The organism is Dysgonomonadaceae bacterium zrk40, assembly GCA_016916535.1.
GTDB lineage: Bacteria > Bacteroidota > Bacteroidia > Bacteroidales > Dysgonomonadaceae > Proteiniphilum.
This window is the reverse complement of record CP070276.1, coordinates 2,183,930-2,198,921: the sequence shown is the minus strand read 5'-3', so window position 1 is coordinate 2,198,921 and position 14,992 is coordinate 2,183,930. Positions and strand designations below refer to the sequence as shown.

Sequence of the window (14,992 nt, the reverse complement as noted above, 5' to 3'; positions counted from 1 at the left end):
CAATGAAGAGAAATCTCACCATAGGGACACTGGCCTTGACGGCTTTGACGGCAATGGCACAGCAAACAGAGCACCGCCCCAACATCATCTTCATCCTTAGCGACGACCATGCTACCCAAGCTATCAGCGCCTATGGACATCCTATCTCGGAGTTGGCACCTACACCCAACATCGATCGGATTGCCCGCCATGGTGCTATCTTCCGGAACAACTACTGCGCCAACTCCATCTCAGGTCCCAGCCGTGCCAGCATCCTAACCGGCAAGCACAGCCACAAGAACGGCTTCCTCGCCAATTGGAACAGGGCGTTCGATGGTTCTCAGCAGACGCTTCCCAAGATCCTACAGGAACATGGCTACGAGACAGCGCTTATCGGCAAGTGGCACCTTATCTCTAAACCTACCGGCTTCGACCACTGGATGATCCTGAACGACCAGGGGGAATATTACAACCCGGACTTCATCACGGAGAACGATACTGTGCAGTATGCCGGTTATGTAACCGACCTGATTACCACCTTCACCAAACAATGGCTGCAGACAAGAGATGATGACAAACCATTCTTCCTGATGATGAACCACAAGGCACCCCACCGCAACTGGGTGCCGGCAGAGCGACATTACCACCTCTACGAGGATGTCACCTTCCCGCTACCCGAGAGCTATTTCGACGATTATGAGGGACGCTTTGCAGCGGCTCACCAAGAGATGAACATCTACCGCGACATGTATGAGGGACACGACCTGAAGATGGTGAACGGTGTTGACAGCGACAGCCTGCTCTACGACCCCTGGCCCCATGCCTTTTTGGGCACTATGACTCCCGGCGAGCAGCAACGATTCTTCGCTGCCTACCGGAAGCGTAACAATGCCTTTCATACCATTCCGATGACCGAAAAGGAGATTGCCCAGTGGAAGTATCAACGTTACCTGCAGGATTACCTGGCAACCATCCGGGCGGTGGATGAAAGCGTGGGACAGTTACTCGACTACTTGGAAGCAACCGGACTGGACGAAAATACCCTCATCATATACAGCAGTGACCAGGGATTCTATCTGGGTGAGCATGGCTGGTTCGACAAGCGATTCATGTACGAAGAGTCATTCGGAATGCCCCTTCTGATGCAGTACAAGGAGCATATCCAGCCGGGCACACAGGTTGAGGGATTGACACAGAACATCGACTTTGCCCCCACCCTTCTCGACTTCTGCAGCATTGACATACCGGAAGATATTCAGGGTGAGTCTTTCAGAAAATTGGTCGAAACAGGCCGAACGCCTGAGGAATGGCGAAATTCTCTTTATTATCATTACTACGAATACCCCGGCTTCCACAGCGTCCGTGCCCACTACGGTATAAAAACGACACGCTACAAACTGATCCACTTCTACGGGGAACAGAAGTGGGAACTCTACGACCAACAGAACGACCCACTTGAGATCAATAACCTCTACGGCGAGAAAGGCACAGAACAGATTACCCGCCAACTGAAGCATGAGCTGAAAAAACTGCAGGCAACGTGTGATGTGCCCCCAGACCATCTACAACCTGGAATAAAATGAAACCTATGAAACAAACCTTCGTCATTCCCCTGATTCTACTGATAGCGATTATACAACTCTCCTGCGACACCGAGCGGCAGGAAATCAAACCGATGGCAACAGCAGATAGAAGCCAGTCCACCTACTGCAACCCGATAGACATCGACTACACTTACATGTCGCACTATCGCGCAGAGAGGGATGTATCCTACCGCTCTGGAGCAGATCCGGCGGTCGTAAACTTCAAGGGTAAGTACTACCTGTTTGTCACACGCTCCCATGGCTACTGGGTATCAGAGGATATGAGCAAATGGAGATTTATTCGCCCACAGAACTGGTATTTCAGTGGCTCCAATGCTCCAGCCGCAGCAGTAAATGATGATAAAATCATCGCATATGGTGATCCCTCAGGTTATGGTCCCATAATTGAAACGGATAATCCAGATTTGGGAAGTTGGAAAACAAATTATGCCGTAATCAACCCACCGGGTGGAATACAGGACCCCAATCTCTTTGTGGATACAGATGGCAGGGTTTACCTGTTTGAGGAGTCTTCCAACCGATGGCCCATCAGGGGTGTGGAGCTCGATGCCGAGAACTACTTCATCCCGAAAGGAGAACAGGTCGATCTTTTCAAACTCGATCCCGACAACCACGGATGGGAGCGCTTCGGGCAGGATCACCGCTCCGACGTAGCGCCTTTCATTGAGGGACCTTGGATGGTGAAGCATGACAGCACCTACTACCTTATGTATGGTGCCCCAGGCACGCAGTGGAATGTCTATGCTGATGGGGTGTATACTTCCGACAACCCCCTGGGGCCCTTCTCCTATGCCCCCTACAACCCGGTGGCATATAAGCCGGGCGGTTTTCTCAACGGATCGGGTCACGGCAGCGCGGTAATGGATAACCATGGGAATCACTGGCACTTCTCCACCATGGCCATCTCGGTTAACTACAAGTTTGAACGCCGGTTAGGTATGTACCCCGCCGGCTTTGAGGAGAACGGACAGATGTATGTCAACACTGCTTATGGCGATTACCCCCACTACCTGCCCGATGTAGAGGTGGATGATCACAAACATCGCTTCACTGGATGGATGCTGCTCTCAAAGGATAAACCGGTGAAGAGCAACTCGGTGCTGACCGGTGTACATCGAAACGTGGCGGATGAAGATGAAAAGGGATACTTGCCGGAACAGGAGGTTGCTGACTACAGCATCGGGAAGATCAATGATGAGAACATCCGCACCCTCTGGGTAGCAGAGAACAACAGCGACACCCTTCGCTTCGAAATGGACCTGGGTCGTAAAATGACCTTAAGAGCCATTCAATTGAACTTCCAAGATTTCAACGCCACCATTTTCGGTAAACCCGACACGTTGCGGCAACAGTTCGTGATCGAGACCTCGATCGACGGGAACGAATGGCGAACCACCGTCGACTACTCGGAGAACAACGAGGACCGTCCCCACGCTTATGTCGAACTGGAAGAGCCGGTAGAAGGACGTTATATCCGCTTCACCAACAAATATTTCCCCAACCGCTACCTCGGCATCGGTGAGTTTCGCGTCTTCGGCGACGGCAAAGGAGAAAAACCTTCCCCACCGAGCTCATTCAAGGCTGTGCGACAGACCGATGCAAGAAACGCTGACATCAGCTGGGATCCAGTAAAAGATGCGATGGGGTATGTGCTTTATTGGGGCATTGAACCGGACAAACTGAATAATTCGGTGATGATCTACGGCAAGACAGCCTATGAGCTACGTGCTCTTAACAAAGGGGTGGAATATCATTTCGCTATTGAGGCGTTCAACGAGAACGGTATCTCACCACAGACCAAAAACTGAAAGTGAGTGGAGAGGGCGGAAGGCTCCCCACACTTTTTAAAGATTCTTATGAGGTTCATGCCAATTGATTGACTATTTTTGTAGGCAACAAACAACATAAGCATGAACGAAAAGATACAAAATCCCTCTCCGGATGAGATCACCCTGGAGCGTATCAACGAAGGGAACCGGGGCACCCTCATGGCCTCGCTGGGGATACACTTTACCTTACTCTCCAAGGGTCGCTGCGAGGCAGTGATGGGGGTCGAGAAAAAAGTGTGCCAACCCTTCGGGATACTGCACGGGGGAGCCACTCTGGCACTGGCAGAGACTGTGGCAGGACAAGGATCACTGATGCTATGCGGCGAGGGCGAGGTACCTGCCGGCATCCAGGTGAGCGGCAACCATCTCTCCCCGGCAAGGGAGGGTGAAACCGTACATGCCGTGGGAACCATACTACAGCAGGGACGAACCATCCATATCTGGAACATCGATGTCACCGCCGGAGACGGAAGAATAATCTCCACCGTACGGGTGGTCAACAGCATATTGAAAAGACGATGAGTGACGAAGAGAAGCATCTGATCCTGGATGCACTGATTGAACGGGATGCCTCCTTTGCCATCTGCCGACTCCCCGGAGAAACGGAACCTCGCTTTGTGATGCAGCAGAGTGGCACTCCTCTGCGACTGCAGGATTTGGAGTCACTGAACGACCAGAAAGGGTTCGTGGTGGCTCCTTTCCGAATCACCCCCTCCTCACCGCTGCTGGTGATTCGTGCAGACCAGACAGTGATGCCCCAACTCTCCGACCTACTGGTGACTCCTGCATCTGAACAGTTCGAAGAAACCAAAAAAACGAATGACCCTGAGAGAGTCCACGGTGGCAAAATTGATTACCGGGAACGTTTCCTGCAATTCATGCAACCGCTGCTGAGCGGCAGGTTGGAGAAGGTGGTGCTCTCCCGGTGTAAGTGCGTGGTGCGCCGGAAAGGTTTCTCGCCGGGGCGCACCTTCTGGCGGGCAGCACAAAAATATGAACGCTCCTGTGTTTATCTCTTCCATACACCGGAGAGTGGTACTTGGCTGGGGAGTACACCCGAGATTATCCTCACCGGTAAAGAGAACAACTGGCAGACCGTTGCCCTGGCGGGCACCCGCTATCCCCGTTCAGGGCATGTTTCGTGGGACGACAAGAACCTGCGTGAGCAGCACTTGGTCACCTCCTACTTGCTACGGCAACTCACCTCTTTCCGGATTACCCCCGAGATTCACGGTCCCTATACCGCACGGGCGGGTAACTTAGCCCACCTGAAGACCGATATCCGCTTTGAACTGCCTGCGGAGACAGCGATAGGATCGCTGCTGCAGGCTCTCCACCCCACCCCTGCTGTATCCGGGCTGCCAAAGGAAGATGCTTTCGACTTCATACAGAATCATGAGGGGTATGACCGTCGCTACTACACCGGTTTCCTGGGGATGTTAGACCGGGAGGCGGAGACCACCCTCTACGTCAACCTGCGCTGCATGCAAATCGGCAAAAACAGGCTCACCCTCTTTGCCGGCAGCGGCTTACTGGCTTCCTCCAGCTGCAGGGAGGAGTGGAAAGAGACAGAGCAGAAGATAGGAACGATGGGGAGTATCATTTAATCGCTGAAATCATGTACTCAGACAAAAAAAGTGTATTGCAATTGACAGCCTTGCTCAAGGCACATGGTATCACCCGGGTGGTGCTCTCCCCTGGCTCACGCAATGCACCACTGATTCACTCCTTCGCGGGGGACAGTGACTTCACCTGTTACAGTGTAGTGGATGAACGGAGTGCCGGCTTTTTCGCCTTGGGTGTCACACAGGCAGTGCAACAGCCGGTGGTAGTGTGCTGTACCTCCGGAACCGCGGCACTCAACCTGGGACCCGCAGTCGCAGAGGCCTACTATCAACAACTCCCGCTACTGGTGATCACCGCCGACCGCCCTCAGGCATGGGTCGGGCAAATGGATGGGCAGACCATCCCCCAGGAGAAAATGTTCGGCTCAATGGTTCGTCGTTCGGTACAACTCCCCGAGGTGAAAGACGAAGAGGAGGAGTGGCACTGCAACCGGCTGATCAACGAGGCCATCCTGGCCATCAACAATGATGGCATCTACGGTCCGGCACACATCAACATCCCCCTCTCGGAGCCGCTCTTCTCTTTCAACAGTGAGCAACTGCCGATAGTAAGAGTGATCCGCCGGTCAAGAACGATTTACACGCTTCCGCGGGATGTGGAAGAGGATTATTTCGTTCGGTTCCGGAAAACTGAGAGGAAGATGATCATCGTGGGGCAACTGCCCCCTGGTCACGGACTCTCAGAATCCCTGCAAAAACTGTCAGAGGAACAAGGGGTGGTGCTGCTGGTTGACCGACTCTCCAACATTCCCGCCACTATGATACACCGCTATGATGCCCTGTTACGAAGCGTAGACGAGGAGAAGCAACAGGAACTGACACCAGAACTAGTCATCACACTAGGGGGGCATCTCACATCCAAGCGATTGAAGCATTTCGTCCGAAAGGCGGAAATCAGGGAGCTATGGCACCTCACCCCCTCAGGGGAGGTGACTGACACCTTTCAGAAGGTGACCGAGCTCATTCGGTGCGAGCCTGCTGTTTTTCTGCAACGGCTGGCAGCAAGACCGGCCAACAGGTGCAGCAATAGGTTCCGGCAAGACTGGATCAATGCAGCTGCGACAATCACTCCACCCAGGGCTCTCTTCTCCGACCTTGCTGTAACTGGGAGCTTCCTGGAACAGTTACCTGTGGGAGCGGCCCTTCACCTGGCCAACAGCCAGGCAGTCTACCAGACCCAGCTGTTCACCCCCCCTGCCGATGTGGAACTTTTCTGCAACCGGGGCACCAATGGCATCGAGGGATCGCTCTCCACCGCAGTAGGTTATGCTGCAGCCTCGGGACGGCTCACCTTCCTGCTGACGGGTGACCTAAGCTTCTTCTACGACATGAATGCTCTCTGGAATCGCCACCTCTCTCCGAATTTGCGCATCCTGCTGAACAACAACGGCGGAGGCGGCATTTTCCATACCCTGCCGGGATTAAACCGGTCGGAAGCGCTGGACGACTACGTGGCGACAGCACACCACACCGAGGCATGCAGATGGGCGGAACAACAGGGTTTCCGCGTAATGACGGCCCGTAACGGAGAGGAACTGCAGCAACAATTGCCCCTCTTCATGAACAGGGAAGGGGAGCAACCTGTTTTACTGGAGGTCTTCACCTCGATAGAGGAGAACCGACAAGTGATCGCATCCTATTACGAACAATTCAAACACAATAGAAAATGACAAAGAGAGAATGGACCCCCATCAAGGAATATGAAGATATCTTGTTTGATTTTTACAACGGTATCGCCTGCATCACCATCAACCGCCCCCGCTACCGCAACGCCTTCACACCTACCACCACCACAGAGATGAGCGATGCTCTTCGCATCTGCCGCGAGATGGAGGAGGTGAACGTGGTGGTGCTCACCGGCGCCGGCGACAAGGCCTTTTGCTCCGGTGGCGACCAGAACGTGAAGGGGAAGGGAGGTTACATCGGTAAGGATGGCGTGCCGCGCCTCAACGTGCTCGATGTACAGAAACAAATCCGCTCCATCCCCAAGCCGGTGATCGCCATGGTGAATGGCTACGCAATCGGCGGCGGACATGTCCTGCACGTGGTGTGCGACCTCTCCATTGCCTCCGAGAATGCCATCTTCGGTCAGACAGGGCCCCGTGTGGGAAGCTTTGACGCCGGCTTTGGCTCCTCTTACCTGGCCCGCATCGTGGGACAGAAGAAAGCACGTGAAATCTGGTTCCTCTGCCGCCAGTACAACGCGCAGGAAGCACTCGAGATGGGGCTGGTGAACAAGGTGGTGCCCTTCGACCAACTCGAGGATGAGGTGGTGGAGTGGGCAGAGACGATGATGCAGCACAGCCCCCTGGCGCTGCGTATGATCAAGGCGGGCCTCAACGCCGAGCTGGACGGGCAGGCAGGCATCCAGGAACTGGCTGGAGATGCCACCATGCTCTACTATCTTACAGAGGAAGCACAGGAGGGGAAACAGGCCTTCCTGGAGAAACGGAAACCCAATTTCAAAAAATTCCCTAAACTACCCTAACCTGCAAAGAACGTGTTCACTACCGAGATCATTCCCTACACTCTTCGCTTCAAGCAGCCTGCCGGCACTTCCCGAGGGGTCTACCGCGAGCACCGGGTATGGTATGTAGTGCTACACGACAATGAAGATCCAACCCATATCGGTATCGGCGAGTGCGCACCGCTGCCAGGTCTGAGCTGCGACTACAATGCCCGCTATGCGGAAACGCTCAGCCATTTCTGCCGGATCCTGGAGGAGTGGCAGCAACTGGACATTGAGCCAATACGCCCATACCCCTCCATTCTCTTTGGCCTGGAGAGCGCCCTACAACATTACCAACAGCACTCGTGGCAGCTTCTGGAGAGCCCTTTTAGCCGGGGTGAGGAGGGAATCCCCATCAATGGACTTATCTGGATGGGCAGTTATGATGAGATGCAACAACAGGCAGAAAAATTGCTGCAAAAAGGGTTCCAATGCATCAAGCTGAAGATTGGCGCCATAGGGTTTGATCAGGAACTGGAGCTGCTGCAGTTCATCCGCAACAACCATCCAACCATAACCCTCCGCGTGGATGCCAACGGTGCCTTTGCACCCAGAGAGGTTGATGAGAAGCTTCAAATGCTCGCCCCGCTGGATATCCACTCCATCGAACAACCGATTAGGGCGGGACTGTGGGAAGGGATGACCCGTTTATGTGAGACCTCTCCCCTACCCATCGCCCTCGATGAGGAACTGATCGGCATCCACCGGCCGGAGGAGAAGAGAAGGTTGTTGGAAACGATCCGACCGCACTACATCATCCTAAAGCCATCACTGCACGGCGGTATCAGCGGTTGCAATGAATGGATCACACTGGCTACCGAACTCGGGATCGGATGGTGGATCACCTCAGCCCTGGAGTCCAATATCGGCCTCAACAGCATCTCCCAATGGTGCGCCACCCTCGGCAATCAACTGCCGCAGGGACTCGGCACCGGTTCGCTTTACCACAATAACATCCCTCTGCCGTTGTCGATCAGGGGTGACAATCTATGGTTCAACCCGTCGGGTACTTTTCCCGATAAACCCTTGCAAACATATGAATTCCATCACGATTGAGGGGGTATGCTATCGGCATGAGTCGTTTTTAGGTAAGAATCTTCCCTCTTTTGCCTCACTCACCCCTTTCCATCGTCAGCTGGCCCTCTTCCTGAAAGAGTGGTATGCCCCCTCCCCGCTGCTAACCCTGCACACCTCAGGTTCGACCGGCAAGCCGAAAGCGATCACAGTTCGGAAGGAGCAGATGATGCAGAGCGCGGCCATCACCTGCCACTACCTGAAACTGAAAGAGGATGAGACAGCACTGCTCTGCCTCCCGCTGGAATATATTGCCGGGAAGATGATGGTGGTGCGTGCCCTTTACGGGGGACTCAACCTGCTTCTGGCGGAGCCTTCTGGTCGCCCTCTGGCTGGAATCGGTGGTCAGATCGACTTTGCTGCGATGGTGCCGCTGCAGGTATACAATTCCCTTGAAAGAGAAGAGGAGAGAGAGCGGCTCTTGGGTATCGGTAAACTGATCATCGGTGGAGGTGCCATCGACCCGCAACTGGAAGGAGTTTTAAAAGATTGCCCTCATCCGATATATTCCACCTATGGGATGACAGAGACACTATCCCATATCGCACTGCGTAGGATCAGTGGCCAAGAGGCAACTGAAGGATATATCCCTCTGCCTGGGGTCCGGGTGAAGATGACGGAAGAGGGAACGTTACTGATCGATGCCCCCCTGGTGGCCGATGTACCGGTGATCACAAACGACATCGCGGAGATAGCGATTGATGGCTCCTTCCGCATTATGGGAAGAAAAGACAACGTAGTGAACAGCGGAGGCATCAAGATACAGATCGAAGCGATTGAGGAGGTGCTGCGCCCCCATATGGGCTATCCCTTTGCGGTCACCTCTGTGCCGGACCCTAAGCTGGGAGAAGTACTGGTACTGCTAATCACACCTTACTCAGACCCCGCATCTGCCGGCGAAATATGTTCACTATTTCTTCCCCGCCTGGAGCAACCGAAACATATCCTTGTAGTGGAGCATATTCCGCTGACCGGGAGCGGCAAGACTGATCGAAAGGCGGCCAAAAAAATGGCATCGGAACAAGTTCCGATGCCGGGTAATTTATCAGGAAACGGTTGATACATTAAGAATCCCTGTCGCCTCCCTTTCCGGGGGACCGGCGTAACCGGAATACTTTTTTTGTCCCATCTCCTTTCTGGTCACGTGAGGAATTCTCCTCACGTTTACCGTAGGGTTTCTTCTGAATACTCTTTGGCTTATCGTCACTCCTCCCAAATGATCGTCTGCCATCACGCTCTCCATCAGATGAGCGACGTGCAGGCTTGCGTTCGGAATTAAATGAACGTCTCTCCGATTTCTCGGCGGGTGCCTCTCTTTCTTCACGTTCCTCCCGTCGCGAACGGCGATAACCCTCTCTGGAGTTGCGCTCCTTCAGGAAGGCGTCGTCGCGTCGATTGCGAGAACGCTCCTCACGAGATTGTTCCTTACGCTTGCCGGAGAAAATCTCATACTCTCGCATCTCACACTCTAGTGCTCCGTTGTAGAGAAAGAAGCGGCGATTATGTTTCAGCCCGATGGCATCGAACGACTCCTTGCGGTAGCTCAAGATGTAGGCATTAAACCCTGTAAATACATGTTTCAACCGTTCACCAATCATCCCGTAGAGTTCATCCAGTTCATCCACCTTGATTCGTTCTCCGTAAGGGGGATTGGTGATCACTAATCCCTCCGGTGCAGGGGCTTCGGTATACTGCTGGAAAGGCTTTACACTGAGCTCTATCTTGTTTTTAAGTCCCGCGTTTCTAATGTTACGCTCTGCAACTGAAATTGCAACGGGTGAACTGTCGGACCCGATGATGCGGTGTTTAAACTCCTTCGCCCCCGAGTCATCATTATAGATCTGACTGAAGAGTTCCTGATCAAAATCTTTCCATCTCTCAAAGCCGAAGTGCTGGCGATGGATACCCGGAGGAATTCCCAGGGCGATCATGGCCGCTTCAATCAGTATGGTGCCAGACCCGCACATGGGGTCCACCAGCGTACTCTCACCACGCCAGCCCGACTTGAGGATCATGCCGGCGGCCAATACCTCACTAATTGGTGCTTCGGTCTGTGCCACACGGTAGCCTCGTTTGTGTAACGACTCGCCCGAACTATCGAGAGAGAGGGTGCATTTGTTATGAGAGATATGGATGTTAAACACCATGTCTGGGTTGGTGAGACTCACCGAGGGACGTTTTTCGTAACGCTCCATGAACCAGTCGGCGATGGCATCCTTCACTTTATAGGCGACGAACTTCGAGTGGGTAAAAATGTGGGAATAAACCACCGCATCAATCGAAAAAGTGGTATCCAGGGAAAGATAATCCTCCCAGTTCACCTGTTTCAGCGCCTCGTATACCTCATCGGCACTCTCCGCCTTAAAGGAATGGATTGGTTTAAGGATGCGCAATGCAGTCCGGCAATGGATATTGGCCTTGTACATCAGCGCCTTATCACCGGTAAAGGATACCATTCGGGTGCCTATCTCCACGTTGTCAGCGCCAAGGGCGATCAGTTCTTCGGCAAGAACATCTTCAAGTTCCGCCATGGTTTTGGCAATCAGTGAGAATCGTTGGGATTCAATCATTCTAGTTATTGGGATTAATCGGCTGCAAATATAACGATTTTAAGCTTCACAACGTCACCTTGATCTTTCTCACTTTCGATTCGTTGCCGAAGGCATCAAGTGCAGTCACCACATAGGTATATCGATTTTCACCCCCTTCATAGGGGAGAATGAAGAAATTGTCATGTGTCACAGCCAACAGATGCTCCGCCTGTTCAATGTCGATTTTCTCACTCTCGCGGAAGCGATAGAGGACAAACTTCTGTGCTTTTTCCGGCTGTAACGGTTCTCTTTTGTGCTCCCAGGTAAGGAAATGCATATTTTCGGTAAATTGTTCGATAAGCTTTTTCACCTTTTCTGGCCTTCCCTCGTGCATATGGGTGTAAGCAGGAATCAGCGCCTTGCTTCGGTGTATGGCCTGGCGGAGGGTGTCGGCTGTACCCTGAACATTTTCAAGGATCTGATAACCGTACCAGTAGCAGTTGCCATGTACCTGCGTCATCTCGCGTGTCATACGAATCTTAGTCTGTAACTCCTGCCTGTCTAGACTCCGCTTGAGGTCTTGCCCGATGTAGAGGTGCTTCCCATAATTGTGGTCGTTCCACCATTTAAGCAAAGAGGTGTAGTCTGCTGCGTTATGCCCTCTCTCCCAGTAGAGTTGCGGCAGGTTGTAGTCGATCCATCCCTTCTCCACCCAGAGACGGATATCGGCATAAAGGTCGTCGTAGTTCTGTAATCCGTTGGTGTCGCTCCCCTCCGGATCGTTGCGCTTATTACGGTAGATACCAAACGGACTGATACCGAAACGCACCCAGGGTTTAATCCCCGCGATGGTGTATTTGATCTGCTGTATCAGCAGGTTTACATTGTTGCGGCGCCACTCGCCACGCTGAGAGGCGTTGAATCCCTGCGATGCGGCATAAGCATCGAAACTGTTGTCATCGGGAAAAGGAGTGCCGGCAATGGGGTATGGGTAGAAATAATCATCCATATGGATGGCATCCACCTCGTAACGGGACACAATATCGCGCACCACCTCGCAGATGTACCCCCTGTTCTCTGGTAAGCCGGGGTCAAAGAAGAGCTGGTTACCGTACTGCAAGAAGCGTTCGGGATGACGGTGATAGAGATGATCGGGAGCAAGTGCATTCCCCATGCTGGTTTTTACCCGATAGGGGTTGAGCCAGGCATGCAATTCCATACCTCGTTTATGGCATTCATTAACGAGAAACGTCAACGGGTCGAAGGTCGGGTCATCAGGAGCTTTGCCCTGATCTCCGGTGAGGAAACGGCTCCAAGGCTCCAACTCAGACTGATAAAAAGCATCTGCCTCGGGACGCACCTGAAAGATTACCGCATTGATGCCAGCTTCGTCGAGTTTGCGTACCATCTCACTCAGATAATGCCTCATGGCAGCACTGTTCATCTGGCGGTAACGCGACTGTCCCACAGTCTGGATCCAGGCGCCTCTAAACTCCCGTTTGGGAGTCTCAATGGCTACATCGACCGGCAGGCGACGTGCGGTACCGCAGGCAGAAAAAAAGAACAGCAAGAGTAGAAAAGCAGTCGGGAGGAAGATTTTTCTCATTATGAAGCAGAAATAGACAGGTTTTTTATGGGACAAATATATAATCATCACTCCCCAGCAACAGATCAGCCAATTGTTGCTTGGGATAGACCACGATGCGACTGTGGTGCGGAAAACGATTCTCCAGTCGGGTGGGGAGACTTTCCATGATAGGGAGGTGGGAGATGTAACCCACGTGAGCAGAGATTAGAATCACCATGTCATCCTTTCTGATCCGGTCACCACAGGAGAGTGGATTGTCCCAGTCAGTGAAAGGTTGGAACGTAAAGCTACTCGCCTTTTTGTAACCGGACATCACCTGTTGTGTCTCGGGGTGTCCTAGATGCAGCACCGGTATGGAGAGCTCAGAGGAGAGTTTGGTCACTTTGTTGACCCACATCCCGAATCCTTCTTCCTTCTCAGCCGATGGTGGTGAGATTACTACGATCCGTTTGTGGGTGATCAGGGTCTGTTCGACATGACAAACAAAGAGGTTCTTATCCATGTTCTTAACCACCAGGTCCACCTTCTCTCCCAACAGCTTATCCCATAATCCAGCCTTGCCGGGCCACCCCATGATGACGATGTCAGACATGGTTTCACGGGCAATTCGCACGATTCCATCAGCAGGGTTGTGGTCAATAGTGGTGAGAATATCCACGTTCACCTCGGCAGCTTTGGCTGTAGCGACAAACTCCTGAAGCTTTTTTCGAAAGCTGACAATATTTTTTTCTGCCTCCCTGTTGTTTGGCACCACCCCCAGCAGCGAGATGGGGTTTATCGATTTCTTATCTTTCAGCAGGAGGGCCAACTCTACATGGTGACCAATATGAGAGGGGTTGGCAATCGGCACCAAAATCTTCTCTTGTGCAAACTCTCCCATAGAAGAGGGCGTAAGGGGTTCGTTCTCTTCACTGAGGGCAATCTTCTTTGCCGACCGCTGGGTATAGACCGATGCGACGATACAAGTGATCAGGATCAGGATGATCGTCCCGTTCAGAATATATTCATCGAACAAACCGGCATTAAAACCCACGATAACGATGGCGAGGGTGGCTGCCGCACGCGAACTACTTAAACCGAAGATAAGTGTTCTCTGTGTTGAGCTGTAACGGAATGATTTTTGTGTAACGAAGGCGGCAACCCACTTCCCTAGCAGCGCCATCGAGGTGAGTGTCAACGTCACGATGATCGTACGGAAGCCATTCAGCACAACCGATATATCCACCAACATACCCACCGATATAAGAAAAACAGGAATAAAGAGCGCATTGCCGAAAAACTCGATCCGGTTCATCAAAGCGGAAGAGTTAGGGATCAGCCGGTTTAAAGCCAGACCGGCAGCGAAAGCACCGATGATCGGTTCAATCCCTCCCAGTTCGACCAGGAATCCGGAAGAAAAGACGATAAATAGCACAAAGATAAAGTTGGAATATTTCTCTGTATCAGACCGTTGAAAAAACCATTTAGCGATGCGCGGAACAATCAGAAAGATGATTACCGAGAAGAGAAGTAGCGAGATTATGAGCCCTACCATAAAACCGATGTTCAATCCACCATCACTGTTGGACAATACCAGCGCCAATATGATCAGCACCACAGTATCGACCAGGATGGTCCCCCCCACGGTGACGGCAACAGCCTGATTCCGGGCCACTCCCAAACGGCTTACGATGGGGTATGCCACCAGTGTGTGGGTAGAGAACATACTGGCTGCCAAGAAGCTGGTATTGGGATCATACCCCAGCAGATAGAAGCATACCGGGTACCCGATAAGGAGAGGGATGATGAAGGTATACAAGCCGAAGAGAAAGCTCTTATTACGATTTTGCTTAAATTCACCTAAATCGAGCTCCAATCCGACATGGAACATGATGTAGAGAAGACCGATGGAGGAGAACATCTCCACTCCGCCGTGGGCATTGTCTATCCAGTTGAGACCGTGGGGGCCAATCAGCACTCCGGCAATGATCAGACCGATGATACTGGGTACGTTGATTCGCTTGAGCAAGATGGGTGCCAACAAAACGATGAGTAAGAGGATGGCAAATATTAAAACTGGGTTGGTAAACGGCAATGCAAATTCATGCTGTAATTCGGTGATAAAATCTGTCATTGGAGTTACTTTTTTGTTTTCGAAATGGAACGGCTGAAACATAGACCACCCCTATCATGGACAAAAATAAATAAAAATATTTGATTTATTTGCCCCTTTCATCCTTTTTAGGTGCCTGCAAAGTGATTATCTTTGTTGGT

The 14,992-nt window shown here is 52.3% G+C and carries 11 protein-coding genes; 8 read left to right on the top strand and 3 right to left on the bottom strand.

All coding sequences use genetic code 11. The annotated features are described in order from the left end of the window. The first annotated feature begins 2 nt into the window (after window positions 1-2). From JS578_09285 to JS578_09250, 8 genes are all read left to right on the top strand, one after another. A complete protein-coding gene (locus JS578_09285; GenBank protein ID QRX63069.1) occupies window positions 3-1,562 on the top strand; it encodes a sulfatase in 1,560 nt (519 codons plus the stop codon). Between the two features lie 5 nt (window positions 1,563-1,567). Further along, window positions 1,568-3,391, top strand: coding sequence for a family 43 glycosylhydrolase (locus JS578_09280; protein ID QRX63068.1), 1,824 nt, complete (start codon window positions 1,568-1,570; stop codon window positions 3,389-3,391). 102 nt (window positions 3,392-3,493) lie between these two features. After that, the gene (locus JS578_09275) at window positions 3,494-3,934 is read left to right on the top strand and encodes a PaaI family thioesterase (GenBank protein ID QRX63067.1); all 441 of its coding nucleotides are present in this window, start codon (window positions 3,494-3,496) and stop codon (window positions 3,932-3,934) included. After that, window positions 3,931-5,019, top strand: coding sequence for an isochorismate synthase (locus JS578_09270; protein ID QRX63066.1), 1,089 nt, complete (start codon window positions 3,931-3,933; stop codon window positions 5,017-5,019). The genes JS578_09275 and JS578_09270 overlap by 4 nt, the downstream gene beginning before the upstream one ends. An 11-nt stretch (window positions 5,020-5,030) precedes the next feature. Continuing rightward, entirely contained in the window at window positions 5,031-6,707 is a 1,677-nt protein-coding gene (menD, locus tag JS578_09265) for a 2-succinyl-5-enolpyruvyl-6-hydroxy-3-cyclohexene-1-carboxylic-acid synthase (GenBank protein ID QRX63065.1), read from the top strand. After that, the gene (gene menB / locus JS578_09260; protein ID QRX63064.1) at window positions 6,704-7,525 is read left to right on the top strand and encodes a 1,4-dihydroxy-2-naphthoyl-CoA synthase; all 822 of its coding nucleotides are present in this window, start codon (window positions 6,704-6,706) and stop codon (window positions 7,523-7,525) included. The genes menD and menB overlap by 4 nt, the downstream gene beginning before the upstream one ends. Window positions 7,526-7,537: 12 nt before the next feature. Next, a complete protein-coding gene (locus JS578_09255) occupies window positions 7,538-8,602 on the top strand; it encodes an o-succinylbenzoate synthase (protein QRX63063.1) in 1,065 nt (354 codons plus the stop codon). Further along, a complete protein-coding gene (locus tag JS578_09250; protein ID QRX63062.1) occupies window positions 8,583-9,680 on the top strand; it encodes an AMP-binding protein in 1,098 nt (365 codons plus the stop codon). Before JS578_09255 ends, JS578_09250 begins: the two co-directional genes overlap by 20 nt. 4 nt (window positions 9,681-9,684) lie before the next feature. Here the strand turns inward: JS578_09250 and JS578_09245 are convergent, their stop codons facing one another. The 3 genes from JS578_09245 to JS578_09235 are packed head-to-tail and all read right to left on the bottom strand — an operon-like array spanning window position 9,685 to window position 14,852. Then, window positions 9,685-11,190, bottom strand: a complete 1,506-nt coding sequence (locus JS578_09245; protein ID QRX63061.1) for an RNA methyltransferase — start codon at window positions 11,188-11,190, stop codon at window positions 9,685-9,687. A 46-nt stretch (window positions 11,191-11,236) separates the two neighbouring features. Continuing rightward, the gene (locus JS578_09240; GenBank protein ID QRX63060.1) at window positions 11,237-12,757 is read right to left on the bottom strand and encodes a family 10 glycosylhydrolase; all 1,521 of its coding nucleotides are present in this window, start codon (window positions 12,755-12,757) and stop codon (window positions 11,237-11,239) included. Window positions 12,758-12,782: 25 nt separating this feature from the next. Then, window positions 12,783-14,852, bottom strand: coding sequence for a cation:proton antiporter (locus JS578_09235; GenBank protein ID QRX63059.1), 2,070 nt, complete (start codon window positions 14,850-14,852; stop codon window positions 12,783-12,785). Between the last annotated feature and the right edge of the window lie 140 nt (window positions 14,853-14,992).

Coding starts and splice junctions, on each gene's coding strand:
- JS578_09285 (QRX63069.1), top strand. CDS start 3: ATGAAGAGAAATCTCACCATAGGGACACTGGCCTTGACGGCTTTGACG.
- JS578_09270 (QRX63066.1), top strand. CDS start 3,931: ATGAGTGACGAAGAGAAGCATCTGATCCTGGATGCACTGATTGAACGG.
- JS578_09275 (QRX63067.1), top strand. CDS start 3,494: ATGAACGAAAAGATACAAAATCCCTCTCCGGATGAGATCACCCTGGAG.
- menB (QRX63064.1), top strand. CDS start 6,704: ATGACAAAGAGAGAATGGACCCCCATCAAGGAATATGAAGATATCTTG.
- JS578_09235 (QRX63059.1), bottom strand. CDS start 14,852: ATGACAGATTTTATCACCGAATTACAGCATGAATTTGCATTGCCGTTT.
- JS578_09280 (QRX63068.1), top strand. CDS start 1,568: ATGAAACAAACCTTCGTCATTCCCCTGATTCTACTGATAGCGATTATA.
- JS578_09245 (QRX63061.1), bottom strand. CDS start 11,190: ATGATTGAATCCCAACGATTCTCACTGATTGCCAAAACCATGGCGGAA.
- JS578_09250 (QRX63062.1), top strand. CDS start 8,583: ATGAATTCCATCACGATTGAGGGGGTATGCTATCGGCATGAGTCGTTT.
- menD (QRX63065.1), top strand. CDS start 5,031: ATGTACTCAGACAAAAAAAGTGTATTGCAATTGACAGCCTTGCTCAAG.
- JS578_09240 (QRX63060.1), bottom strand. CDS start 12,757: ATGAGAAAAATCTTCCTCCCGACTGCTTTTCTACTCTTGCTGTTCTTT.